The organism is Kribbella sp. NPDC003557 (genome assembly GCF_040610805.1).
GTDB lineage: Bacteria > Actinomycetota > Actinomycetes > Propionibacteriales > Kribbellaceae > Kribbella.
Map to the genome: position 1 here is coordinate 456,789 of NZ_JBEXMY010000006.1, position 21,728 is coordinate 478,516.

The window sequence follows — 21,728 nt, forward strand, 5'->3', positions numbered from 1 at the left end:
CGTCGGGATGTCAGACGTCGATGCGGTTCTCGTCGAGTTCGTAGGCGCCCTGGACGAGGAACTCCTTGCGGGGGGCTACGTCGTTGCCCATCAGGAGGTCGAAGACCTGGGCTGCGGCTTCGGCGTCGTCCACCGTGATGCGGCGGAGGGTGCGGTGGCGGGGGTCCATGGTGGTTTCGGCCAACTGGTCGGCGTCCATCTCGCCGAGACCCTTGTAGCGCTGCGGGGGCTCCTTCCAGCGGACGCCCTTCTTCATCAGCTCGGCCGTCTTCCGCTGGTACTCCGCGTCGCTGTAGGTGTACAGGTACTTCTCCTGGCCCTTCTTCGGGTTCGTCAGCTCGAACCGGTGTAGCGGCGGGACGGCGGTGTAGACGCGCCCGGCCTCGACCAGCGGCCGCATGTACCGGAAGAACAGTGTCGCGAGCAGGCAGCGGATGTGCGCACCGTCGGAGTCGGCGTCGGCCATGAAGATGATCTTGCCGTAGCGCGCCTGCTCGAGGTCGAACGTCCGCCCGGAGCCGGCGCCGACCACCTGGATGATCGACGCGCACTCGGCGTTCTTCAGCATGTCGCCGACGGAGGCCTTCTGCACGTTCAGGATCTTGCCGCGGATCGGCAGCAGCGCCTGGAACTCCGAGCTGCGCGCCAGCTTCGCCGTACCGAGCGCCGAATCACCCTCGACGATGAACAGCTCGGACCGGTCGACGTCGTTGCTGCGGCAGTCCGCGAGCTTGGCCGGCAGCGCGGACGACTCCAGCGCGGTCTTCCGGCGCTGCAGCTCGCGGTGCTGACGCGCGGCCACGCGGGTCCGGGAGGCGGCGACGATCTTCTCCAGCACCGCGCGGGCCTGCGCCTTGAACTCGCGTTTCGTCGAGGTCAGGAACGACTCGAGCTCGGTCTGCACGACCTTCGCCACGATCCGCGAGGCCGCCGGCGTCCCGAGCACTTCCTTGGTCTGCCCGTCGAACTGCGGCTCGGCCAGCCGCACGGTGACGACCGCGGTCAGACCTTCGAGCACGTCGTCCTTGATGATCTCCTCGCCGCTCTTCAGCAGCCGGGTGCCGTCGAGCGCGCTCGTGAAACTCTTCGACAGCGCCCGCTCGAACCCGTTGACGTGCGTGCCGCCCTTGGGCGTCGCGACGATGTTCACGAACGACCGGAGCTCGGTCTCGTACCCATCGCCCCACCGGACCGCGACGTCGACCTCGAGGTCGCGCTCGACGTCGGTCGGGGTCATGTGGCCGGCGTCGTCGAGCATCGGCACGGTCTCGGTGAAGTGGCCGGTCCCGGTCAGCCGGACGACGTCGGTCACCTTCTGGTCGGTCGCGAGGAACTCGCAGAACTCCGAGATGCCGCCGTCGTGCTTGAACTTCTCCTCGGTGATCTCGTCGCCGCGCTCGTCGCGGATCACCAGCTCCAGGCCCGGCACCAGGAACGAGGTCTGCCGCGCCCGGGTGACCAGCTCGTCGTAGTTGAAGGTCGCGTCCTTGGTGAAGATCTGCCGGTCCGCCCAGTAGCGGATGCGGGTGCCGGTGACGCCCTTCTTGGCCCGGCCGGCCTTCCGCAGGCCCTTGGCCGGCGTGAACGACGCCGTCGCCCCGTCGCCGTCGAACTCGCCGGACACGCCGCGCCGGAAGGAAGTGGTCCAGACCGTGCCGCCACGGTCGACCTCGACGTCCAGCCGCGCGGACAGCGCGTTCACCACCGAGGCGCCGACACCGTGCAGGCCGCCGGACGCGTTGTACGACCCGCCGCCGAACTTGCCGCCGGCGTGCAGCTTGGTGAACACGACCTCGACACCGCTGAGCTTGGTCTTCGGCTCGACGTCGACCGGGATGCCGCGCGCCCGGTCGACCACCTCGACCGAGCCGTCCTTGTGGAGCACGACGTCGATCCGCTCGCCGTGGCCGGCCAGGGCCTCGTCGACGGCGTTGTCGATGATCTCCCAGAGGCAGTGCATCAGGCCGCGACTGTCGGTGGACCCGATGTACATCCCCGGCCGCTTCCGGACCGCCTCGAGGCCTTCGAGGACGAGCAGGTGGCGGGCGTTGTACGTCGGGTCGATCTCGGTACTGCGAGGCGTCGGGGCGGCCACAGGGCTCCTTCACTGGTTCACACGCTGACGGCGTACAGCCTATGCGGCCGCACCCCCAAAACGCCGCAGGCATGCCCTCCGGGGACATGCCGCCGGGTACCGGAGGTACGTGTCGCGACAGGTATCGATCCGGACTCGATTCGAAGTGGTGTACGACACTCCGAATCCGAGCAGACGGTGACGGATTCATGGCGCACAGTGAGAGAAGAAGCACCCCTCCCCCGTGGCTCACCAGAAATCCGCCTCCACCCGAAACGATTCCGCGTCAGCAAGCGTCATACGGAGACAGGTGGTTCGTCTCACATACGGACACGTTGTCCCCACCGGGAAGCGATCCGCATGTCAGGATGTTGCTATCTGGTGAGTACGGAACTAGATGAGATGAGGCCTCAATGACTACAGCACTCGCCCCGAGTTCGGCCCTGTCGGCCGCGGATCGTTGTGACCGCTGCGGTGCGCAGGCCTACGTCCGAGTCACCCTGACCAGCGGTGGGGAGCTGCTCTTCTGCGCCCACCACAGCCGGGAGCACTCGGAGAAGCTGCGCGACATCGCGATCACGATCCACGACGAGACCGGCCGGCTCGACGCCACTCCCGCGGTCGCCGCTGAAGACGAGCGGTGACCCCCAGGCTGTTCTAAACGCGCCAACGGCGGCGCCAAAGTCAGACAGGCTTCGATGGCGGTTCACCCGGAAGGGTGACCGCCATCCTTTTGTGCGCGAGCAATGCCTTACACAACAGGTACTTCGGGCCCCGGGCCGTGCCGCCGCAATTCCTGCCACCCCCGCGACAGCCGGGCGACCGCATCCTCGAGCACTGGCTCCGAGTAGGCGAATGGCAGCCGTAAGTAGTCATCGTGGGCGCCCGACGGATCCATCGCGTGACCGGCGACCACCTCCACGCCGTGCCGCAACGCGACCTGTGCGAAGACTCGTGCATCCGTGTCCGGCAGGCGGATCCACAACGCCGATCCGCCGGTCGGCAGCGACCACTCCCACTCCGGCAGCCGCTCGGTCAGCAACTCCCCCATCAGCTTCTTCCGCCTGGTCGCGAGCCGCGCCCGGGCCGCGGTCAGCTCGCCGAGCCGTGGCAGCAGCCTGGCCGTCAGCGCCTGGTCGATGACCGGACTCCCGAGGTCGGCCAGCGCCTTGTGGCGGGCCAGCCGCTCCGCCACCGGCCGGGACGCCCGGATCCATCCGATCCGCAGCCCGCCCCACACCGCCTTCGACACCGATCCGATCGTCAGGACCTCTGCGTCGTCCGGCGCGTACGCAGCGAGCGGCGGCGGGATCTCCGGCCCCGCCGGATCCCACGCGGAGTACGCGTTGTCCTCGACCACCACGACCTGGTGCCGCGCGGCCAGCTCGGCGACCTGACGACGCCGGTTCGCCGACATCAACCGGCCGGTCGGGTTGTGGAACGTCGGCATCACGAACAGCATCGCCGGCTGGTGCTCCGCGAACGCGGCCGCCAGCAGGTCCGGCCGGATCCCGGCGTCGTCCAGCGGTACGCCGGCCACGCGCCCGCCGGCCGCGCCGAACAGGTCGAAGCAGCCCGGCCAGCTCGGCTGCTCGATGGCGACCGCGGCGCCGGTGCGCAGGTACATCTGTGTCACCAGCGCGATCGCCTGATGCGCGCCGGTCGTCACCACGATCTCGTCCGGGGAGGTCGGCAGACCCGACTCGGTGAAGTGCTCCGCGATCCGCTCGCGCAGCACGGGCAGGCCGCGCGGGTGGTAGCCGACGTCGCCGAGCAGCTCCGGCAGGTCGGTGGACGCGAGGTCGATCAGCTCCGAGGACAGCTCGGGCAGTCCCGGGTCCACGGCGTACGTCAGCGAGATGACCTCGCCCGGCCCGACCGTGATCCGGTGGAACAGCGACTCGCCGTACCCGGACGGCATCCGCTTGTCCGCTCGTGAACGTCCACGGCCCGCGGCGCGCGCGACCGTCGTACCGCTGCCGCGCCGGCTCTCGACCAGGCCGCGGGCGCGGAGTTCGTCGTACGCCGCGACAACCGTCGAGCGGCTGATCGCCAACGCGTCGGCCAGTCGCCGCTCGGCCGGGAGCCGGGCACCGACCGGAAGTTCGGCGGAGCCGATCAGCGCCGCGATCTCGTCCGCGAGCCGGCGGTACAGGCCGCCCGCGCGGTCGCTCAGCCGGTGGCCGATCAGGTCAGCCAGCGCGGCGGGATCTCCAGAACGGTCCACTTCTCCTCGGATTGGCTCGGGTGGACTGCTTCCGACGCCGCCAGGCTAGTACGCGAAGGCAGTCCAGTTCGAGGAGAAGACGATGGGTACCGGTCAGTTGGCGGGATTCGCGGGTGCGACGGCGGTGCTGGTCGGGATGCCCGGGCCGAACAATCTGTACATCTCGCTGCGCAGCCTGACCCAGGGCCGCCGGGCCGGCGTCGTCTCGGCACTCGCGATCGAGACCGGGACGCTCGTCTACATCGTCGTCACCGCGCTCGGCCTCGCGACGCTGGTGCAGACGTCGCCGGCGCTGTTCGCCGCGATCACCGTCGCCGGCGCGCTCTATCTGGCGTACCTCGGCGTCCGGATGCTCAGGGCGTCGACCGGCGATCACTCCGCCGGTCTCGAGGCCGCCCCGCTCGGGCGGGTGTTCCGTGACGGCGTCGTGGTGAACCTGCTCAACCCGAAGGCCGCGCTGTTCTTCCTCGCGTTCCTCCCGCAGTTCGCGACCCGCGGCGCGACCGCGGACCAGCTCCGCACCGAGCTGCTGCTGCTCGGCGCGGGCGCGCTGCTGATCGGCCTCGTCTTCGACCTCTGCTACGCGGTCGGCGCCGACGCCATCGGCCGGCGGTTCCGCTCGGTCCGGACGACGAGCCGCTGGCGGAACCTGACCGTCGCGGCGATCTACCTCGGCCTGTCCGCGTTCGCGCTCGTCACTGCTTTCTGATCACTGCTTTCTGACGACGGTCGCCTCGCCGCCCTCCAACCGCACGGTCAGCCTCTCGTCGCCGACCAGCAGTCCGTCGAGCTCGACCATGTCCCACGGCACCGAGGCCGCCGGGTTGATCGCGAGCGTGCCGCCCGGTACGTCGGGCTCGATGCCGAGCGCGGCCACGAGCACCGCGACGGCAGACGCAGCGGCCCAGGCCTGCGGGCGGCACGAGAGCGGGTACGGCGTCGGCGTGCTCTCCTCGCCCGTCCCGCGGCCGCCGTACAGCTCCGGCAGGCGGTAGCCGAACGCCTCCGCGGCGCGCACCAGCCCTTCGACGTACGACGACGCGACATCGGACTGCCCGCTCGCGAACAGGCCTTGCACCGTCATCGCGGTGTCGTGCGGCCACACGCTGCCGGTGTGGTAACCGAGCGGGTTGAAGCGGGTCATTGCCGTGGACAACGTTCGCAACCCGAAGCCGCTGTTCAGGTCGGCGCCGGCGAGCACCTCGGCGACGGTCTGCTCCTCGTCCGCGTCGAGCAGGCCGGTGCCGAGCAGGTGTCCCATGTTCGACGCGCGGCCGACGACCGGGTTCTTCGCGCCGTCCAGCGCGATCGCCGGGTAGCCGTCGACCCAGAACGCGGCGCGGAAGCGTTCCTGCAGCGCGGCCGCCCAGGCCCGCCACTCGTCGCCGGACTCGCCGTGGGCCTCGAGCAGCTCGGCGCCCTTGATCGCTGCGGCGTACGCGTATCCCTGGACCTCGCAGAGCGCGATCGGTGCGACCGCCAGTGTCCCGTCCGGCCACTGCACCGCGTCGGCGGAGTCCTTCCAGCCCTGATTCGCGAGTCCGTGTCCCGACTCGTCGATGTACTCGAGGAAGCCGTCGCCGTCCGGGTCGGCGTACTCCTTCATCCAGGTCAGCGCGCGCCGGAGGTTCGGCAGCAGATCGCGGACCTCGCCGGCGGGCATGCCCCAGCGCCACGCCTTGTGCAACGTCATGACCCACAGCTGGGTCGCGTCGTGCGTGCCGTAGTACACGGGCGGGAGGACCAGGCCGCCCCCGTGATCGGCGACCTCGGCGCGCAGCTCGTGCGGGATCTTGCCCGGCTGCTCGGCGGACTCCGCGTCGACCTTCGTGCCCTGCCGTGCGGCCAGCGCCCGCAGCGTGCCCGCGGCGAGGGTCGGGTCGACCGGGATCAGCATGCCGGACGAGATCAGCGAGTCGCGGCCGAAGAGCGTCAGGTACCAGGGCGGGCCCGCGCCGAGGTAGCGGTCGTCGTCCGCGGCCAGCTGGAGCGCGCCGACGTCTTCCAGCGAGCGGTCGAGCCAGCGTTCGACGCGCTTGTCGTCGCAGCGGACCGTGACGTCGTACGCCGCCCGCTCGGCCGGCGGCTCGATCGAGAAGCCGGTGGTCGACTTCGGGAAGTCCGCGGTCACCTGCAGGGTGATCGTGAACTCCTCCCCCGGCTCGACGTGCGGCGTCGCCGAGATCCCCGGATCGGCGGTGACCACGACGCGGGTGTCGCCGTTCTCCCAGCGCACGCGCTCGGGACCGTCCGGCAGCGGAGCCAGCTGCGGCATGGACGCGGCCGCGCCGCTGCGCACCGCGGCGGTGCCCGCGAGATCGGTGCCGAGGGCAACGTCCAGCCGGCAGTCGACGGCCGCCCGGGAGCGGTTGACGAGCGTGATCCGCTCGGTCATGCCGTCGGAGCCGACGGTGCGTGTCCGGTACAGCAGGACGGTCGGGTCGTGCCGGGTGTCGCCGAGGCCCTCGAGCATCGCGACGTACTCGTGGGTGGCCGCGTCCCGCTCGTCGACGTGCACCGGGAGCGGCTCGTGCCCGTCCACCGTCACGCTCAGCCGGGACAGGATCCGGCGGTCCCGGGCGTACACACCCTCGGCGCCGGATCCGGTGAGCTGCCCGGAGCGCGGCGACAGCACCACCCACGGAGCAGCGAGCGCGGTGACCAGTTCATGCAGTGGGGACGACATGTCCCCACCCTAAACGGCGCCGCGATGCGGTTAAGTAGGACTGTGGAGACTGGTGTGAGCATCCTGGTCGGGATCGCGATCTTCGTCGGGATCGTCGGCATCGTCGTGCCGATCCTGCCCGGCGCCATCCTCAGCCTGGCGGCGATCCTGGTGTGGGCGATCGTCGAGCGCAGCGCCACCGGATGGGTGGTGTTCGCGATCGCGACGGTGCTGATCGGTGCCAGCCAGGTGGTGAAGTACGTCGTACCGGAGCGCCGGCTCCGGGAGGCCGGCGTACCGCGGCGGTCGATGGTCGTCGGCGTGATGCTCGGCATCGTCGGGTTCTTCGTGATCCCGGTGGTCGGCATGTTCGTCGGGTTCCCGGTCGGCGTGTACCTGTCCGAGCTGCAGCGTCAGCGCACGCACGCGGCCGCGTGGACCTCCACCAAACACGCACTCCGCCAGACCGGCGTCTCCATCCTGATCGAGCTGATCGGTACGTCGCTCGCCGCCGCCGTCTGGCTGGTCGCGGTGCTGTTCGTCGTCTGACCTGTCTGAACTGCCAGGGACTTTCCAGTCCCGCCGCAGGGCCGTCCAAGGTCCGCCACGAACGGTGGAGGGACCAGCGCCGGGCACCTCCCGGCGCGCAACGGAAGGCACTGCAGTATGGCGTTGCATCAGAAGCTCATCGACAACCGCTGGCGGGCGGCCGGCACGATCGCCGCGGTGGCGGCGACCACTGTCGGTGGCGGCGTCGCGTTCGCGGCGACCGGGGACTCCCCCAGCCCGGCACCCTCGACGTCCCCGTCGGAGGGCTCGTCCAACGGGAGCCAGAAGGCACCCGATCACGACAGGGGCCCGCGGGACGGCCTGTTCGGCGCGTTGCACGGTGAGTTCGTCGTCCAGAAGGACGGCGGCGGGTACCAGACGATCGCCACGCAGTCCGGCTCGGTGACGGCGGTCAGCAGTACATCGATCACCGTGAAGAGCACCGACGGGTACACGCGGACGTACGTCGTCAACGCGGATACCAAGGTGAACCGGGACGGCAAGATCGCCGACATCAAGACCGGCGAGACCGTGCGAATCCGGGCCGTCGTGTCCGGGGACACCGCGACCGCCAACTCGATCGACGACGGCAGCAACCGCCCGGCCCCGCCGGACGGCGCCAAGCCCGGCACGTCGAAGTAGTAGGTCGAAGTAGTTCGTCCACACGGTGAGGGCCGGTCACGGCCGGTCCTCACCGCAGGCGGCCTCGAAGCTCAGGTCGTCCACGCACCGTTCTTAGGTGATTGCCAGCTTTTTCTTATCCGCGGCGGAGGTTCGTCCAAGCTGGGTGGGCCATGGTGAGAAGCACCAGTGCCAGGTGACCGCCCGGCACGCAGTACGGAAGGCACAGCAGGATGAAGTTCTCACAGAAGCGATGGCGGCTCCTCGGCACCGTCGCCGCGGTGGCCGTGACCACCACGGCCGGCGGGGTCGCCTGGGCGGCCAGCAACGCGGACCCGACGCCCTCGCCGTCGGCCTCCCCGTCCAGCCCGTCGACACCGGGCCAGCAGAAGCCGGACGGACCGGGCAAGGGCGGTTTCGGGCGCGGCGAGTTCGGGCTCGGCGGCGCGCTGCACGGCGAGTTCGTCGTACCGAAGGACGGCGGCGGGTACCAGACGGTCGCGACCCAGCGCGGCGAGGTGACCGCGGTCAGCAAGGACTCGATCACCGTCAAGAGCGAGGACGGCTACAGCCGGACCTACACGCTGACCGAGGACACCCTGGTCAACGCCGCCCGCGACGGCATCGACGACGTGAAGACCGGGAACACCGTGCGGGTGACCGCCGTGGTCACCGACGGCAAGGCGACCGCCAGCTCGGTGAACGACGGCACCGTCCGCGAGGCGGCCGGCCAGAAGTGGGGCTTCAAGCACGGCCCGCGCTGAGGCACGTCGCGGACGACTCACAGCTGATTGCCAGGAACCTTCCAGGCTTCCCACGGTTCCCGGCGGCACACTGAGAGCATGAGTCCGCATCTGCTGGTCGTCGACGACGAACCGAACATCGTCGAGCTGCTGTCCGCGAGTCTGCGCTTCGCCGGGTACGACGTGACCACGGCGACCCATGGCGCGGAGGCGCTGCGCAAGGCCCGGGACGTGGAGCCGGACCTGGTGGTGCTCGACGTGATGATGCCCGGGCTGGACGGGTTCGAGGTCGTTCGCCGGCTGCGCGGTGAGGACCGGCATGTGCCGGTGCTGTTCCTCACCGCCCGGGACGCGGTCGAGGACAAGGTCCTCGGGCTGCAGACGGGTGGGGACGACTACGTCACCAAACCGTTCAGCCTCGACGAGCTGGTCGCCCGCGTCCGCGCCCTGCTGCGCCGCTCCGGTCACCGCGAACAGACCGCGACCGAGGCCGCCGTACTGCGGTATGCGGACCTGGAGCTCAACGAGGACAGCTACGAGGTGTTCAAGTCCGGCCAGGCCGTGCAGCTGTCGCTGACCGAGTTCAAGCTGCTGCGGTGCCTGCTGGAGAACGCCGAGCGCGTGATGTCGAAGGGACAGATCCTGTCCGCGGTCTGGAACTACGACTTCGCCGGGGACGCAGGCGTGGTCGAGTCGTACATGTCGTACCTGCGCCGTAAGGTCGACACCGGCGACCAGAAGCTGCTCCACACCGTCCGCGGGGTCGGCTACGTCCTGCGTACCCCGCGAGGCCCCAACTGATGCAACTCAACCACCGGCGGTTCGCCGACCGGTATCCGCTGCGCGTCACGATCGTCGTCGTCCTGCTGACGCTCGTCGTCCTCGCGCTGGCCGCGTCCGGGGTCCTGGCGACCACGATCATGCGCGGCTATCTGCTGGACCGCGTCGACGACCAACTCCGGCAAGCCGCCATGCCGCTGTCGCACGTCTCGACAGACCGCCGCCCGGTACCGCGCCCCGGCGGCGGGCCAGGTCCGCGGCAGTTGCCGAGCGAGTTCATCGTGCAGTTCAACGACTCCGAGGGCGCCAGCGACAAAGGGCCGGTCGGATCGCGGCTCGCCGAAACCGAGCCGCTGCCCAAGCTGCCGGTCCTCAACCTCAACCAGGTCCGAGCGCTCGACGGGAAGTCGTTCGACGTCGACGCAGAGACCGGCGGGGCGACCTGGCGAGTCCTCGCCGTACCGACCGAGGACGACAAAGGCTCCGTCATGGTCGCGCAGAGCCTGAAGGAGATGGACCACACCATCCAGCGGCTCATCGGCATCCAGGCGGCAGCCGGGGTGATCCTGCTCGTGTTGCTGGCCGGCGTCGGGACCTACGTCGTACGGCGAAGCCTGCGCGGGCTCGAGGACGTCGAACACACCGCGGTCGCGATCGCCGGCGGGGACCTGAGCCGACGGGTACCGCAGCGGGATCCGCGGACCGAGGTCGGGCGGCTGTCGCTCGCGCTGAACCAGATGCTCGGGCAGATCGAGACCGCGTTCGCGCAGCGGACAGCGTCCGAGTTCGCCGCGCGGCGGAGCGAGGACGCGGCCCGGCAGTCCGAGGAAGCCGCGCGGCAGTCCGAGGACCGGATGCGGCGGTTCGTCGCGGATGCGTCGCACGAGCTGCGGACGCCGCTGACGTCGATCCGGGGGTTCGCGGAGCTGTCCCGGCAGCGCGGCGACGTGGCGGACCCGGACACCATGCGCCGGATCGAGGACGAGGCGAAGCGGATGGGTCTGCTCGTCGACGATCTGCTGCTGCTGGCGCGGTTGGATCAGCAGCGGCCGCTGCGCTCGGAGTCGGTTGACCTCCTGCCGATCGCGGCCGACGCCTTGCACAACGCGCAGGCCGTGCAGCCTTCGCGCCATATCTCGCTGACGATCCTGCCTGACTCGGAGGCCCCGGTCGTCGCCGGCGACGAGGCGAGGCTGCGGCAGGTGCTGGGCAACCTGGTCAGCAACGCCCTCCACCACACCCCCGTCGACGCCCCTATCACCGTCTCCGTCGGCACCCGCGGCCCCGAAGCCATCCTTGAGGTCAGTGACACCGGCCCGGGCCTCAGCGACGAACAAAAGGCCCGCATCTTCGAACGCTTCTACCGCGTAGACACCGCCCGAACCCGCTCCACCGGCGGCTCCGGCCTGGGGCTCTCCATAGTCGCCGCCCTGGTAGCCGCCCACCACGGCCGCGTCACCGTCACCAACACTTCCCCTCACGGCGCGACCTTCACTGTCCATCTCCCGCTCAGCAGATAAGCCAGCCCACGCGTGCTACGCGCCCGCTAGCTTCGTCGCTCCGCTCCTCAACGCGGGCACTCCGCGCGCTCCCACCCACCCCCGGCTACCGCCGGGAGTACCGGCTGCCGCCGAGCATCTCCCGCCGAGCAGGTAAGTTGACCCCGCGCGCGCTACGCAGCCGCTAACCTCGTCGCTCCGCTCCTCACCGCGACTGCTCCACGCGCTCCCACCCACCCCCGGCTCAGCGCCGGAGCATCTGCTTCCGGCTGCCGCCGGGGAGTTCCGGCTGGCGCCGGGGGTTGCCGGCTGCCGCCGGCGAACTGCGGGCTGCCGCCCGCATGCGACTGCGGCTGGGGCTGCGGCTGGGGCTGCTGCTGGGGCTGCGGCTGATCAAGGCGTGCTGCATCGCCCTGCGGTCAAGGTTGCACGCAGGAATCGACCGCCTGGCAAGATCGGGCTCCGCGCGTTGGGCGTCGGCGGCATTCCGCGCAAGCTCTACCTGCGTGGAGGTGGGGTCAATGGCTGCGAATAGCGGGAACTCGTCAGGCGGGTGGCAACCGCCGGCATCGCGGGTCGGCACAGCGGGCATCGTGCGCGTCGCCCTGCTCAACGCCATCCGAACGAACCAAGCCAGCGGAACGCAACAGAGTCAGCCCCAACCGCTCGGCATGGCCGGACGATCGCAGCACGCGGGCGGCAGCCCGCAGTTAGCCGGCGCCAGCCGGCAACACCCCGGCGGTAGCCGCACACCCCGGCGCCAGCCGGCAACACCCCGACGGTAGCCGCACACCCCGGCGCAAGCCGGAAACAGATGCTCCACGCCAAGCCGGGGGTGGGTGGGAGCGCGCGTAGTGGCCGTGAGGAGGAGCGGCGCGACGAACGAGCGGGTGCGTAGCACGCGTGGGACGGATCTACAGCTCACGCCTGCGACGTATCTAGAGCTGAGGAAAAGCGCGCGTGGCCGACTCGCCATGTTCAAGTACCTCGGCAGCCGGCCCCAGGATTTTGGGGTCGGGGTGGCCTACCAGGGTCTCGTCCTTGTCGGTGTAGTTGTAGAGGGACAGGACGTGGCGCATGGCTTCGAGGCGGGCGCGTTTCTTGTCGTTGCTCTTGACTACGGTCCAGGGCGCGTGTGGCGTGTCCGTGTAATGGAACATCGCCTCCTTGGCCTCGGTGTACGCCTCCCATTTGTCCAGTGACGCCAGGTCCGTCGGTGACAGCTTCCACTGCCGGACGGGGTCGATCTGGCGGATCGTGAACCGGGTCTGCTGTTCGGCGCGCGAGACCGAGAACCAGAGCTTCACCAGCAGGATCCCGGACCGCACCAGCATCCGCTCGAACTCGGGTGCCTGCCGCAGGAACTCCTCGTACTGCTCCTGGTCGCAGTAGCCCATCACCTGCTCGACGCAGGCGCGGTTGTACCAGGAGCGGTCGAACATCGTCATCTCGCCGGCGGCCGGGAGATGCGCGACGTACCGCTGGAAGTACCACTGGGTCTGCTCGCGTTCCGTCGGCTTCTCCAGCGCCACGATGCTCGCCCCGCGCGGGTTCAGGTGTTCCATGAACCGCTTGATCGTCCCGCCCTTACCGGCGGCGTCGCGGCCCTCGAACACGATCACGAGCCGCTGCTTCGACCGCTTCACCCAGTACTGCAGCTTCAGCAGCTCGATCTGCAGCAGCCGCTTGTCCCGGTCGTAGATCTCCCGCGGCAGCCGCTCGCCGTACGGATAGCCCTCGCGCCAGGTGTCGACCGGTGTGCCGTCGGCGCGCAGCAGCACCGGGTCGTCGTCTTCCTCGTCCAGCACGCGGAAGCCGAGCTCTTGCACCAGATCAGGTGTGGTCATGGGCCCAAGGCTCGGCTCCGCGGATGACGTCCAGGTGAACAGGTCAGCGTCGGCGGAGCTTCACCGTGGAGTCGCGGCGGGTGATGGGTACGCCGTCGCGCATCACCTGGGCGCGTTCGTGTTCGCGGCTGACGAGGGTGTCCCATTCGCCGGGCGGGAGAGCGAGGCTTTCGATGACCTCGGTCGAGGTCGGGAAGTGGATGTCGGGGTGCGGGTTGTGTTCGCCGGACGGGAAGCCCATGTGGCCTTCGATCAGCAGTACTCCCCCGGGTGCGACCGCCGCGGCCGCGCTGCGGAGGATGCCGTCGCGTGGGAGCTCGGTCTTCGAGTGCAGGAACTGGGCCGACACCAGGTCGAACTCGCCGGACGGGAACGACGTACCGAGTTCGTGCTGCTGCCAGTCGATCCGGTCCGCCACACCGGCGTCCTCGGCGTGCTGTGCGGCGCGGCGCAGTGCGACCGACGAGATGTCGACCGCCGTCACCGTCCAGCCTTGCTGGGCGAGCCAGATCGCGTCGGCGCCTTCGCCGCAGCCGAGGTCGAGGGCCCGGCCCGGTGTCAGGCCGGACACCTCGTCCACCAGGACCACGTTCGGTCTGCCGCTCCAGATCTGGTCGTGCTCCGCGTAGAACGCGTTCCAGTAGTCCTCGGGGAGTTGTTCCGTCGTCATGCTGACGATCGTGCGGCAACTCCACAGAGAAGAGCAAAGATGTTTGCCAGATCGGCAATCAGCGGTCGCGTACGGGCAGCGGTTCCGCGTTGCCGACCACGAACGCGTACGTCAGCGCGCCGATCACCGCGACCACGCCGGCGACGGCGAACGACGGCAGGTACGACCCGTGGTAGATGTCGAGCAGCAGCCCGAAGACGTACGGGCTGATGATCCCCGCGATGTTCGACGCGAAGTTCTGGATGCCGCCGATCGACGCGACATGCCGCGACGACGGCGCCACGTCTCCCGGCAGCGACCAGATCCCGGTGGCCGCGATCGCCAGGCTCGCGTACGAGATCGCCAGGAACAGCAACGCGACGTACACCGACTTCGCCGGGGCCGCGAACACGATCGCCGCACCGCCGAGCAGCCCGCCGACCATCACGGTCTTCCGGACCCGGGTCACGTCGGCGCCGGCCCGGATCCGCCGGTCGGCGACGATGCCGGCGATCCAGCCGCCGGCGATCGCGGTGATCCCGGGCAGCGTGCCGAGCGTCCCCAGCTCGGCCAGGTCGAGGCCGCGCGCGTCCTTCAGGTACGACGGGAACCAGGTCAGGAAGAAGTAGATGACGAAGTTCAGGCAGAAGAAGCCGAGCATCATCCCGCGGATCGTCCGGTACCGGAACAGGTCCCGCCAGCGCACCTGCGCCGCGGCCTCGTCGTCGTTGTCCTCGAGCCGCGCGCCGTTCGACGCGATGTAGTTGCGTTCCTCTTCGTTCGCGTGCCGGTGCTCCATCGGATCGCGGTAGTACCAGTACCAGACCGCCGCGAGCATGACCCCGAGGACGCCGAGAACCACGAACGAGAAATGCCAGCTCACCAGCGCGATCAGCCCGGTCACGACCGGCAGCGACAGCACCGTCCCGACCCGCGAGCCCGAGTCGATCACCGCGGTCGCGAACGCCCGCTCGTGCTGCGGGAACCAGCGCGACGCCGCCTTGGTGGCACTCGGGTACGCCGGCGCCTCCCCCGCGCCGAGCGCGAACCGGAACGCGAACAGCGACCAGAACCCGCGCGCCAACGGCGTCAACGCGGTCACCACGCTCCACCACAGCGCGGCGAACGTGAACGCCTTCCGCGAGCCCACCTTGTCGGCGAACCAGCCCGCCGCCAGCATCGCCCCGTCGTACGCCCAGAAGAACGCACCGAGGATCAGGCCCTTCTCGGCGTTGCTGAGGTCGAGGTGCAGGTCGTCCTCGATGAACGGGAGCGCGACGCTGAGGTTCGCGCGGTCCAGGTAATTCAGTGAAAGTCCGACGAATGCGAGCCCTAGGATCAGGTATCTCGTGCGGCTGGCTCCTGGCGGAGCTTTCACAGTGGTGGTGGCGGTCACTCTGTGCCTCCGATCGGGTGCGGATCGTCGCACGCTACCTTGCACACCTTCCTTGTGCAGACAAACGTTTCATCCAGTGGAATGAGGGTGCAGTGATCGAGGACGGCGAGGAGATCCCGCTGCTCGGCGGCGACGTGACCGAGGGCCTGGTGCGCGTCGGCGACACCGTCCGGCGGCCTCCCGGCGAGCGGGCCGAGCTGGTCCGCGACGTCCTGCTGCACCTGGAGAAGGTCGGCTTCGACGGCGCGCCGCGGTTCCTCGGCGTCGACTCGGCCGGCCGGCAGGCGCTCACGTACGTCGAGGGCCAGGTCGCGGGGCGCCCGCGGCCGTCGTGGATCGCGGACGAGGAGCGGATGGTCTCGGTCGCGCGACTGCTGCGGGCGTACGACGACGCGGTCGAGGGGTTCGGCATCCCGGAGAACCTGCCGGCGCCGATCGAGCCGCCGGGGCTGCCCGAGCTCGACGATCCGCCGGAGCTGGTCGGGCACCAGGACGTCACGCCGGAGAACGTGGTCTTCCGCGACGGCCGCGCGTACGCCTTGATCGACTTCGACCTGGCCCGCCCGGTGAGCCGGGCGCGTGAGTTCGTGAACCTGATGCTGTGGTGGGCCCCGCTCGGCGCCGAGGCGGATCTCGACCCTGAGTTCCGCGGCCTCGACCGCCCACACCGCTGCCGGCTGCTGGCCGACGCCTACGGCCTTTCCACCGCCGATCGCATGCGAGCGCTCGACCTCACCATCGCGCTGAACGAACGCGCCTGGCACACGATGAAGTACCGGGCGGAAACCCTCGGCGGCGGCTGGCAACGAATGTGGTCAGAGGGTGTCGGAGACAAAATCCGCAACCGCCACCACTGGCTCCAAACCAACGCAGCCAACCTAACGGCCGCCCTCCTCCCCTGATCCGCCCGCCGCTGGCGGGTTGTTTCACCACTGGCGGGTTGCAACTCGCCAGTGGTGAAACAACCTGCTACCTGTCAGCTCACTTCGACGCTCTCGGGCTGCTCGGCGGGAGTCGTGGTCCCTTTGTCCCGGAGGAGGAGCACGGCGATGACTGCTGACCCGAGGACCGCCACCGCGCCCACCACGAACGTGCCCGACATTGCCTGGGCGAACGCGTTGCGTGCGGTCTGCGCCAGCGCGGCGTCTCCTCCGGCGACTGCCAGCGCCTCGCCGATGGAGCGGCGGGCGGCGGCGGGGGCCGACTCCGGCATCTGAGCGGTGAAGTTGCTCGCCAGTGCCGATCCGAGGATCGCGATCCCCAGTGCGGCGCCCGCCTGTTGCACAGTGTCGTTCAGGGCCGACCCGACCCCCGCGTGCTCGTGCGGCACCGCGCCCATCAGCGCCGCGGTCGCCGCCGGCTGCGCCAGACCCGCACCCGCACCGAACACACCCAGCGCCAGCGCGACCATCCCGAACCCGTCGCTCGCGGACAGCGTCGACATCACCCAGAACCCGCCCGCCAGCACGACCAGACCCGCGACGGTCATCGGCCGGTTCCCGATCTTCTGGCCGAGCGTCGCGCCGACACCGTTCACCAGGATGACCGCGACCGCCATCGGCGCCATCGCCAGGCCGGCCTTCGTCGGCGAGAACCCGAGCACGAACTGCAGGTACTGCGTCAGTGCCAGCACCAGCCCGCCGTTCGCGATCTGCAGCAGGACCAGCGACAGACTCCCGCCGCTGAAGTTCCGGTCCCGGAAGAGCGTCAGCGGCACCATGGGCACCGGCGTCCGCAGCTCCCACCCCACGAACAGAACGAGCCCAGCGACGGCGACCGCCAGCACCGGCCACGACACGCCGTGCTCGGGGACTTCGATGATCACCCACACCAGCGCCACCAGCCCGATCATCGACAGCACGGCACCCACCGGATCCGGCTTGCGCCACGGCCCCTTCGACTCCGGCATCAGCACCACCGCAGTGACGATCGCGATCACGACGACCGGGACGTTGATCAGGAACACCGAGCCCCACCAGAACTTCGCGATCAGTGCACCGCCGAGCACCGGCCCGCCGATCAGCCCGACCATCAGCACCGAGCTCCAGATCGACATCGCCGTCCGGCGTTCCGCGTCGTCGAAGACCGTGATCACCACCGACAGCGTGCTCGGCATCACGATCGCCCCGCCGATCCCCATCAGCACCCGGCCCGCGATCAGCATCTCCGGCGAACCGGCGTAGGTCGCCACCAGGGACGCGGCGCCGAAGATCGCCAGGCCGACGATCATCACCTTCTTCCGCCCGTACCGGTCGGACAGGCTGCCGGCGGTGAGCAGCAGGCCGGCGAACACCAGGATGTAGCTCGCGACGATCCACTGGATCTCCTGCGCGGTCGCGCCGAGGTCCTCGGTCAGGACCGGGATCGCGACGTTCAGGACCCCGTTGTCCAGCACCAGCACCATCGTGCTCAGGCAGAGCACGACCAGAATCAGCCATCTGCGCGGGTTCCGAGCGGTCATCGCGCACCTCCTCGAGTCGTCTTATTGAACAGCGTTCAGCTTGCCTGAACAGTGTGCAATTAGAATTGCACACTGGTCAAGTCCTGTACGCCGTTCAGGATTCGGCTAGAGTCGGGGCGACGAGGAGGTACGACGATGGCGACCGAGGAGTACGCGTCGGTCTGGACCCGGCCGAAGCGCGGCCGGCGGCGCGAGCAGCCCGCGCTCACCCAGGACCAGATCGTCACGGAGGCGATCAAGCTGCTGGACGCCGACGGGCTCGAGGCGCTGACGATGCGCAAGCTCGGCGCGGCGCTCGGCGCGGTCGCGACGGCGGTCTACTGGCACGTCGCGAACAAGGACGAGCTCCTCGAACTGGTCGTCGACGAGGTGTACGGCGAGATCGACGTCCCGGAGGTCGCCGATCCGTCGGACTGGCGCGCGGCCGCGGAGGCGGCGGCACGCAGCATGCGCGCGATGATCGTCCGCCACCCGTGGGTTGCGCCGACGCTCGCGGACGTCGGCATGAACTATCTGGGCCCGAACCTGATGCGGATCTCGGACGAGATGCTCAGTGTGTACCTGACCGCCGGGTTCGAGCTCACCGAGGCGGACCAGGCGGCGAACACCGTGCTCGGCTACGTGATCGGCGTCGCCTCGGTCGAGGCCGCGACGCTCACGAAACTCAAACGCAGCGGCAAGGACATGGCCGCCTGGCAGGCCGAGGTCTGGCCGGCCGCGGTCAAGGCCGCCGAGCCGTACCCGCACACCCGGGCCCTGTACGCCGCCTACGGCAACGCCGACCTCGAGGCCGGCGGCGAGGACAACTTCAGCTACGGACTGGCCCGGACGCTGGACGGTCTCGAGGCCCGGCTGGCCGGGAAATGATGGTTGCCCGAGGCCATCACCTCGGGCAACCAGTCAGGTCAGCGGGTGATCCGCACCTCGGCGCCGCTCTTCGCGGACTCGTAGATCGCGCTCAGCATCCGGGCCATCTCGAGGCCCTGCTCCGCGGTCGCGTCGGCCGGGATCTCGCCCCGGCAGATGCTCAGGAAGTGGTCGATCTGGTTCGCGAACCCGACCTTGAAGTCGAACCCGAGCGAGTCGATCTGCGGCTGCACGTGCAGCAGCGTGTCGTGCCGCTCGGTGACCATCAGCAGCTGCGGCTCGATCTCCGCACCGCCCTTGTCACCGTGGATCCGGACGCTGATCTCGTTGCGCGCGTGCAGCGAGAACGACGTGTCCACGTCGAGGACCGCCCCGCCCTCGAAGCGGATCTGCGCGGTCGCGTAGTCCTCGACGGTGTTCGGCCGCGCCGCCGACGCGGCCTTGTAGCGGGTCAGGTTCTGGATGTTGTCGCGCGCACCCAGCGGGGCGAACGTCGCACCGGAGGCCGACACCGCCTTCGGCATCCCCATCAGGTACCAGCACAGGTCGATGATGTGCACGCCGAGGTCGATCAGCGGACCGCCACCGGACAGCTCCACGTCACCGAACCAGCCGCCGGGGTTGCCGGCCGTCCGCAGCAGCGTGGCCCGGGCCGCGTAGATGTCACCGAACTCGCCCGCGTCCAGGAACCGCTTGGTGACCAGGGCGTTCGGCGCGTACCGCCGGACGTAGCCGACCTGCAGCGCCTGGCCGGTCTCCTCGACCGCCTTCACCAGCGCCTCGGCCTCCGGCACGTTCACCGTCATCGGCTTCTCGACCAGGACCTGCTTGCCCGCGCGCAGCGCCGCCTCGGCGATCGGGGCGTGCAGCGTGTTCGGCACGCAGACGCTGACCGCGTCGACATCCGGGTCCGACAGGATCTCGGTGAAGTCGCCGGTCACCCGCGGCACACCGAACTGCTCGCCGCGCGCCTTCGCGCGCTCCAGGTCGACGTCGCACACGGCGACCAGCTCGGCCCGGTCGTTGTGCTGGTACGCCTTCAGGTGCTCGACGGCGATCGAGCCGAGCCCGATCACGGCAATCCGCGTCGTCATGTCACGCCACGCTTTCGCTCAGTCGGATGATGTTCGCCAGCGAGCGCTCGATGGCAGGCAGCGGCGCCTCCATGCCCTCGAACTCCAGGCTCACCGGTACGTCGGGCTTGGTCGCGGCCAGCGCCAGCAGACCGGCCACGTCGACGTCGCCGTGGCCCGTGACCGTGCCGAGCAGGTAGTCGCCGGCCAGCGTCTTCAGCCAGCCCTCCCCCGCCGAGCGGCGGATGTGGAAGTCCTTGACACCGATCGACGCCGCGACGTCGATCAGACCGGCCGCGGTCTTGCCCGGCACCTCGCCGACGCACAGGCCGTTGCCGAGGTCGAGCGTGACGCGGAAGTTCGGGCGGTCGACGGCGTACACGAGCCGGGCCAGCCGCTCGCTGCCGTTCATGAAGAAGCCGTGGTTCTCGATCGTCGACACGATGCCCAGGTCCGCGGCGTGGTCGGCGACCGCCCGGCAGCCCTCGACGACCTTCGCGAAGGTCGACTCGAACTCGCCCGGGTCCTGCTCACGCCACGCCCACGGCGCGACGTCGTGCCGGAAGATCCGGGCGCCGAAGCCGTGCGCGACGTCCAGCTGCCGGCGCAGCCGGTCGATCTCCTGGCCGTCCGCGGTCCGCAGGTCGCCGCTGACCAGGTAGTTCACGATCGGTACGCCGATCTCCTCGGCGTGCTTGGCCGTGTCGCGGACGACGGCCTCGTTCTCCAGGTAGTACTCACCGTCCATCGCGGCGACCTCGATGTGCCCGGCCGGCGAGGCCGCGACCCAGTCGAGGACGCCGATCAGGTCCATCTCGCCGCTCGTCATGAGCTGGCGGAAGCAGTACGAACTGACTCCGAGCTTCACTTGGTGGTCCTCTCCACTTCGTGAGTGATGTGGGCCCACGGACTGGGACAGTCCTGGACCCCGTAGATCCCTGAGCTGCACCGGTCGAACGCGTTGCCGACCGCCCCGAGCACCACCGCCTCGCGCCCCAGTGCCGAGGCGACGAACGGTGGACGCTCGGGGAAGACCAGTTCCTTCTCGACCGCGGCCGCGAGCGGACGCAGCAGCGCGCCGCTGTCCTGCGCCGCACCGCCGCGGACAACCACGACTTCTGGATCGACGACCAGCAGGACGGTCGCGATCCGCGCCGCGATCTGTGCGCAGAAGTCCTCGAGCTCCGCCTGCGCGTCGGCGTCGCCCGCGGCCGCCGCGCTCAGCACCTCCGCGCTCGTCGGTCGCGCGGACCAGACCAGCTGCCCGCGCTGCGCGTTCCGTGTCCAGCGCATGCCGCGCTGCGCGCCGAGCTCACCTGCCAGGCGGTGCCGGCCCTGGCGGATGACGCCGTTCAGCACGATCGACACCGACAACCGGTGGCCGATCTGGAGGTAGACGACATCGGAGTACCCGCGACCCGCGCCGCCGCGCTGCTCCGCGAGCGCGGCCAGCTTGATGTCGTTGTCGACCACGACCGGCTGCCCGAACTCCTTCGCCAACAGCTCTGAGACCGGAAGACCGACCAGCTCGGGCATCGCCAGGCTGGCCCGCAACTGCCCGTCCGCCTCAACCACCCCCGGCAGCCCAACGCCAACCGCCCGCAGCCGCCCGAGGTCAAGCGCTGATGCGCCCGCCGCCAGGTGGTCGGGTGTGGGGGAAGCGGCGGCCGCTTCCAGCGCGCGGGGGATCAGCGAGAGGGCGTCGAGCTTGCCGGTCGGGTCGGCCTCACCACGAGAGGTGCCGCCCGCGCCGGGCGCCCTGTGGGGGCGCAGCGGGCGGTGGGTGACATCCGCCGGAAGTTCGGCGTAGCCGACCCGGCGGCCCGAGAGGTCGCAGATGATCGCGCGGGCGCCGCGGGGGCCGAGGTCCACGCCGGCGACCAGACCGGCCTCGCGTGCGAACCGGAAGGCACGGGCAGGCCGCCCCGGGCCCGCCGTCGCCGGGCTGGTGGACTCGACCAGCCCGGCGTCGGTCAGGTCGTCGAGGACGGCGTGCACGGTGGGCCGCGACAGGCCGGTGCCCTCGCTGATCACCCCGACCGTGCGCGCCTCGTCGGCGTCGGCCAGGAACCGCAGACACGCGACCTGATTGGCCGCTCGCTCCGCCTGGGCGGCTCCGCGTGCAGTGTCCATCGACCCCAACCTATTATGGAACCGGCTTTAATAAAGACGGTAACAGAACCTCGCACGCTACGGCAACGCCCATCTCGGCCCGCCCACCACGAGTGGATATCCAGCCGTGGTGGGGGTTCTCCGCTGGTACAAGAGCGAAGAACC

General features: G+C 69.9%; 19 protein-coding genes. 9 read left to right on the top strand and 10 right to left on the bottom strand.

The window, feature by feature from the left end:
• Positions 1-10: 10 nt before the first annotated feature.
• Positions 11-2,095 carry a DNA topoisomerase IV subunit B gene (locus ABZW60_RS26850; RefSeq protein ID WP_355481283.1) on the bottom strand — a complete coding sequence of 695 codons (2,085 nt, stop codon included), beginning with the start codon at positions 2,093-2,095 and terminating at the stop codon, positions 11-13.
• Between the two features lie 392 nt (positions 2,096-2,487).
• Here ABZW60_RS26850 and ABZW60_RS26855 point away from each other — a divergent pair, with 392 nt between their 5' ends.
• Positions 2,488-2,718: a hypothetical protein gene (locus tag ABZW60_RS26855; protein WP_355481285.1), complete on the top strand. Its 231-nt coding sequence runs from the start codon at positions 2,488-2,490 to the stop codon at positions 2,716-2,718.
• 107 nt (positions 2,719-2,825) lie between these two features.
• Here ABZW60_RS26855 and ABZW60_RS26860 read toward each other — a convergent pair whose 3' ends face one another.
• Positions 2,826-4,301 carry a PLP-dependent aminotransferase family protein gene (locus ABZW60_RS26860; protein WP_355481287.1) on the bottom strand — a complete coding sequence of 492 codons (1,476 nt, stop codon included), beginning with the start codon at positions 4,299-4,301 and terminating at the stop codon, positions 2,826-2,828.
• A gap of 82 nt (positions 4,302-4,383) precedes the next feature.
• Here ABZW60_RS26860 and ABZW60_RS26865 point away from each other — a divergent pair, with 82 nt between their 5' ends.
• Positions 4,384-5,010: a LysE family translocator gene (locus tag ABZW60_RS26865; RefSeq protein ID WP_355481289.1), complete on the top strand. Its 627-nt coding sequence runs from the start codon at positions 4,384-4,386 to the stop codon at positions 5,008-5,010.
• Here the strand turns inward: ABZW60_RS26865 and ABZW60_RS26870 are convergent, their stop codons facing one another.
• The gene (locus tag ABZW60_RS26870; RefSeq protein ID WP_355481291.1) at positions 5,011-6,987 is read right to left on the bottom strand and encodes a glycogen debranching N-terminal domain-containing protein; all 1,977 of its coding nucleotides are present in this window, start codon (positions 6,985-6,987) and stop codon (positions 5,011-5,013) included. It abuts the gene before it with no gap.
• A gap of 54 nt (positions 6,988-7,041) precedes the next feature.
• Between ABZW60_RS26870 and ABZW60_RS26875 the strand changes: the two genes are divergently transcribed.
• From ABZW60_RS26875 to ABZW60_RS26895, 5 genes are all read left to right on the top strand, one after another.
• The gene (locus ABZW60_RS26875; RefSeq protein ID WP_355481292.1) at positions 7,042-7,515 is read left to right on the top strand and encodes a DUF456 domain-containing protein; all 474 of its coding nucleotides are present in this window, start codon (positions 7,042-7,044) and stop codon (positions 7,513-7,515) included.
• Between the two features lie 117 nt (positions 7,516-7,632).
• Positions 7,633-8,157 carry a hypothetical protein gene (locus tag ABZW60_RS26880; RefSeq protein ID WP_355481294.1) on the top strand — a complete coding sequence of 175 codons (525 nt, stop codon included), beginning with the start codon at positions 7,633-7,635 and terminating at the stop codon, positions 8,155-8,157.
• Positions 8,158-8,369: 212 nt separating this feature from the next.
• On the top strand, positions 8,370-8,900 hold the full coding sequence (locus ABZW60_RS26885; protein WP_355481296.1) for a hypothetical protein: 531 nt from the start codon (positions 8,370-8,372) through the stop codon (positions 8,898-8,900).
• 78 nt (positions 8,901-8,978) lie between these two features.
• Complete coding sequence (locus tag ABZW60_RS26890; RefSeq protein WP_355481297.1) at positions 8,979-9,680, top strand: response regulator transcription factor; 702 nt, start codon at positions 8,979-8,981, stop codon at positions 9,678-9,680.
• Positions 9,680-11,179, top strand: a complete 1,500-nt coding sequence (locus ABZW60_RS26895; RefSeq protein ID WP_355481298.1) for a HAMP domain-containing sensor histidine kinase — start codon at positions 9,680-9,682, stop codon at positions 11,177-11,179. Before ABZW60_RS26890 ends, ABZW60_RS26895 begins: the two co-directional genes overlap by 1 nt.
• Positions 11,180-12,096: 917 nt before the next feature.
• On the opposite strand, the gene ppk2 is transcribed toward ABZW60_RS26895, so the two are convergent.
• Genes ppk2 through ABZW60_RS26910 form a run of 3 tightly spaced genes read right to left on the bottom strand, consistent with a single transcriptional unit; the run spans position 12,097 to position 15,050 of the window.
• Positions 12,097-13,005 carry a polyphosphate kinase 2 gene (gene ppk2, locus ABZW60_RS26900; RefSeq protein WP_355481300.1) on the bottom strand — a complete coding sequence of 303 codons (909 nt, stop codon included), beginning with the start codon at positions 13,003-13,005 and terminating at the stop codon, positions 12,097-12,099.
• A gap of 43 nt (positions 13,006-13,048) precedes the next feature.
• Positions 13,049-13,675 carry a class I SAM-dependent methyltransferase gene (locus tag ABZW60_RS26905; protein WP_355481301.1) on the bottom strand — a complete coding sequence of 209 codons (627 nt, stop codon included), beginning with the start codon at positions 13,673-13,675 and terminating at the stop codon, positions 13,049-13,051.
• 58 nt (positions 13,676-13,733) lie between these two features.
• A complete protein-coding gene (locus ABZW60_RS26910) occupies positions 13,734-15,050 on the bottom strand; it encodes an MFS transporter (protein ID WP_355481302.1) in 1,317 nt (438 codons plus the stop codon).
• 92 nt (positions 15,051-15,142) lie between these two features.
• Between ABZW60_RS26910 and ABZW60_RS26915 the strand changes: the two genes are divergently transcribed.
• On the top strand, positions 15,143-15,952 hold the full coding sequence (locus tag ABZW60_RS26915) for a phosphotransferase (protein WP_355481304.1): 810 nt from the start codon (positions 15,143-15,145) through the stop codon (positions 15,950-15,952).
• A gap of 74 nt (positions 15,953-16,026) precedes the next feature.
• On the opposite strand, the gene ABZW60_RS26920 is transcribed toward ABZW60_RS26915, so the two are convergent.
• Positions 16,027-17,511 carry an MFS transporter gene (locus ABZW60_RS26920; protein ID WP_355481306.1) on the bottom strand — a complete coding sequence of 495 codons (1,485 nt, stop codon included), beginning with the start codon at positions 17,509-17,511 and terminating at the stop codon, positions 16,027-16,029.
• Between the two features lie 135 nt (positions 17,512-17,646).
• On the opposite strand from ABZW60_RS26920, the gene ABZW60_RS26925 reads away from it, so the two are divergent.
• The gene (locus ABZW60_RS26925; RefSeq protein ID WP_355481308.1) at positions 17,647-18,378 is read left to right on the top strand and encodes a TetR/AcrR family transcriptional regulator C-terminal domain-containing protein; all 732 of its coding nucleotides are present in this window, start codon (positions 17,647-17,649) and stop codon (positions 18,376-18,378) included.
• 38 nt (positions 18,379-18,416) lie between these two features.
• Here the strand turns inward: ABZW60_RS26925 and ABZW60_RS26930 are convergent, their stop codons facing one another.
• From ABZW60_RS26930 to ABZW60_RS26940, 3 genes are read right to left on the bottom strand one after another with little or no spacing between them, the layout of a single operon-like run.
• Entirely contained in the window at positions 18,417-19,472 is a 1,056-nt protein-coding gene (locus ABZW60_RS26930) for a Gfo/Idh/MocA family oxidoreductase (RefSeq protein WP_355481310.1), read from the bottom strand.
• A 1-nt stretch (position 19,473) separates the two neighbouring features.
• Positions 19,474-20,319 carry a TIM barrel protein gene (locus tag ABZW60_RS26935; protein ID WP_355481312.1) on the bottom strand — a complete coding sequence of 282 codons (846 nt, stop codon included), beginning with the start codon at positions 20,317-20,319 and terminating at the stop codon, positions 19,474-19,476.
• Positions 20,316-21,584, bottom strand: coding sequence for an ROK family transcriptional regulator (locus ABZW60_RS26940; RefSeq protein ID WP_355481314.1), 1,269 nt, complete (start codon positions 21,582-21,584; stop codon positions 20,316-20,318). The genes ABZW60_RS26935 and ABZW60_RS26940 overlap by 4 nt, the downstream gene beginning before the upstream one ends.
• Positions 21,585-21,728 lie beyond the last annotated feature (144 nt).

Excerpts from the sequence above, each read along its gene's own strand:
- ABZW60_RS26855 (WP_355481285.1), top strand. The coding sequence starts at position 2,488 with ATGACTACAGCACTCGCCCCGAGTTCGGCCCTGTCGGCCGCGGATCGT.
- ABZW60_RS26865 (WP_355481289.1), top strand. The coding sequence starts at position 4,384 with ATGGGTACCGGTCAGTTGGCGGGATTCGCGGGTGCGACGGCGGTGCTG.
- ABZW60_RS26870 (WP_355481291.1), bottom strand. The coding sequence starts at position 6,987 with ATGTCGTCCCCACTGCATGAACTGGTCACCGCGCTCGCTGCTCCGTGG.
- ABZW60_RS26880 (WP_355481294.1), top strand. The coding sequence starts at position 7,633 with ATGGCGTTGCATCAGAAGCTCATCGACAACCGCTGGCGGGCGGCCGGC.
- ABZW60_RS26885 (WP_355481296.1), top strand. The coding sequence starts at position 8,370 with ATGAAGTTCTCACAGAAGCGATGGCGGCTCCTCGGCACCGTCGCCGCG.
- ABZW60_RS26890 (WP_355481297.1), top strand. The coding sequence starts at position 8,979 with ATGAGTCCGCATCTGCTGGTCGTCGACGACGAACCGAACATCGTCGAG.
- ABZW60_RS26895 (WP_355481298.1), top strand. The coding sequence starts at position 9,680 with ATGCAACTCAACCACCGGCGGTTCGCCGACCGGTATCCGCTGCGCGTC.
- ppk2 (WP_355481300.1), bottom strand. The coding sequence starts at position 13,005 with ATGACCACACCTGATCTGGTGCAAGAGCTCGGCTTCCGCGTGCTGGAC.
- ABZW60_RS26905 (WP_355481301.1), bottom strand. The coding sequence starts at position 13,675 with ATGACGACGGAACAACTCCCCGAGGACTACTGGAACGCGTTCTACGCG.
- ABZW60_RS26920 (WP_355481306.1), bottom strand. The coding sequence starts at position 17,511 with ATGACCGCTCGGAACCCGCGCAGATGGCTGATTCTGGTCGTGCTCTGC.
- ABZW60_RS26925 (WP_355481308.1), top strand. The coding sequence starts at position 17,647 with ATGGCGACCGAGGAGTACGCGTCGGTCTGGACCCGGCCGAAGCGCGGC.
- ABZW60_RS26930 (WP_355481310.1), bottom strand. The coding sequence starts at position 19,472 with ATGACGACGCGGATTGCCGTGATCGGGCTCGGCTCGATCGCCGTCGAG.
- ABZW60_RS26940 (WP_355481314.1), bottom strand. The coding sequence starts at position 21,584 with ATGGACACTGCACGCGGAGCCGCCCAGGCGGAGCGAGCGGCCAATCAG.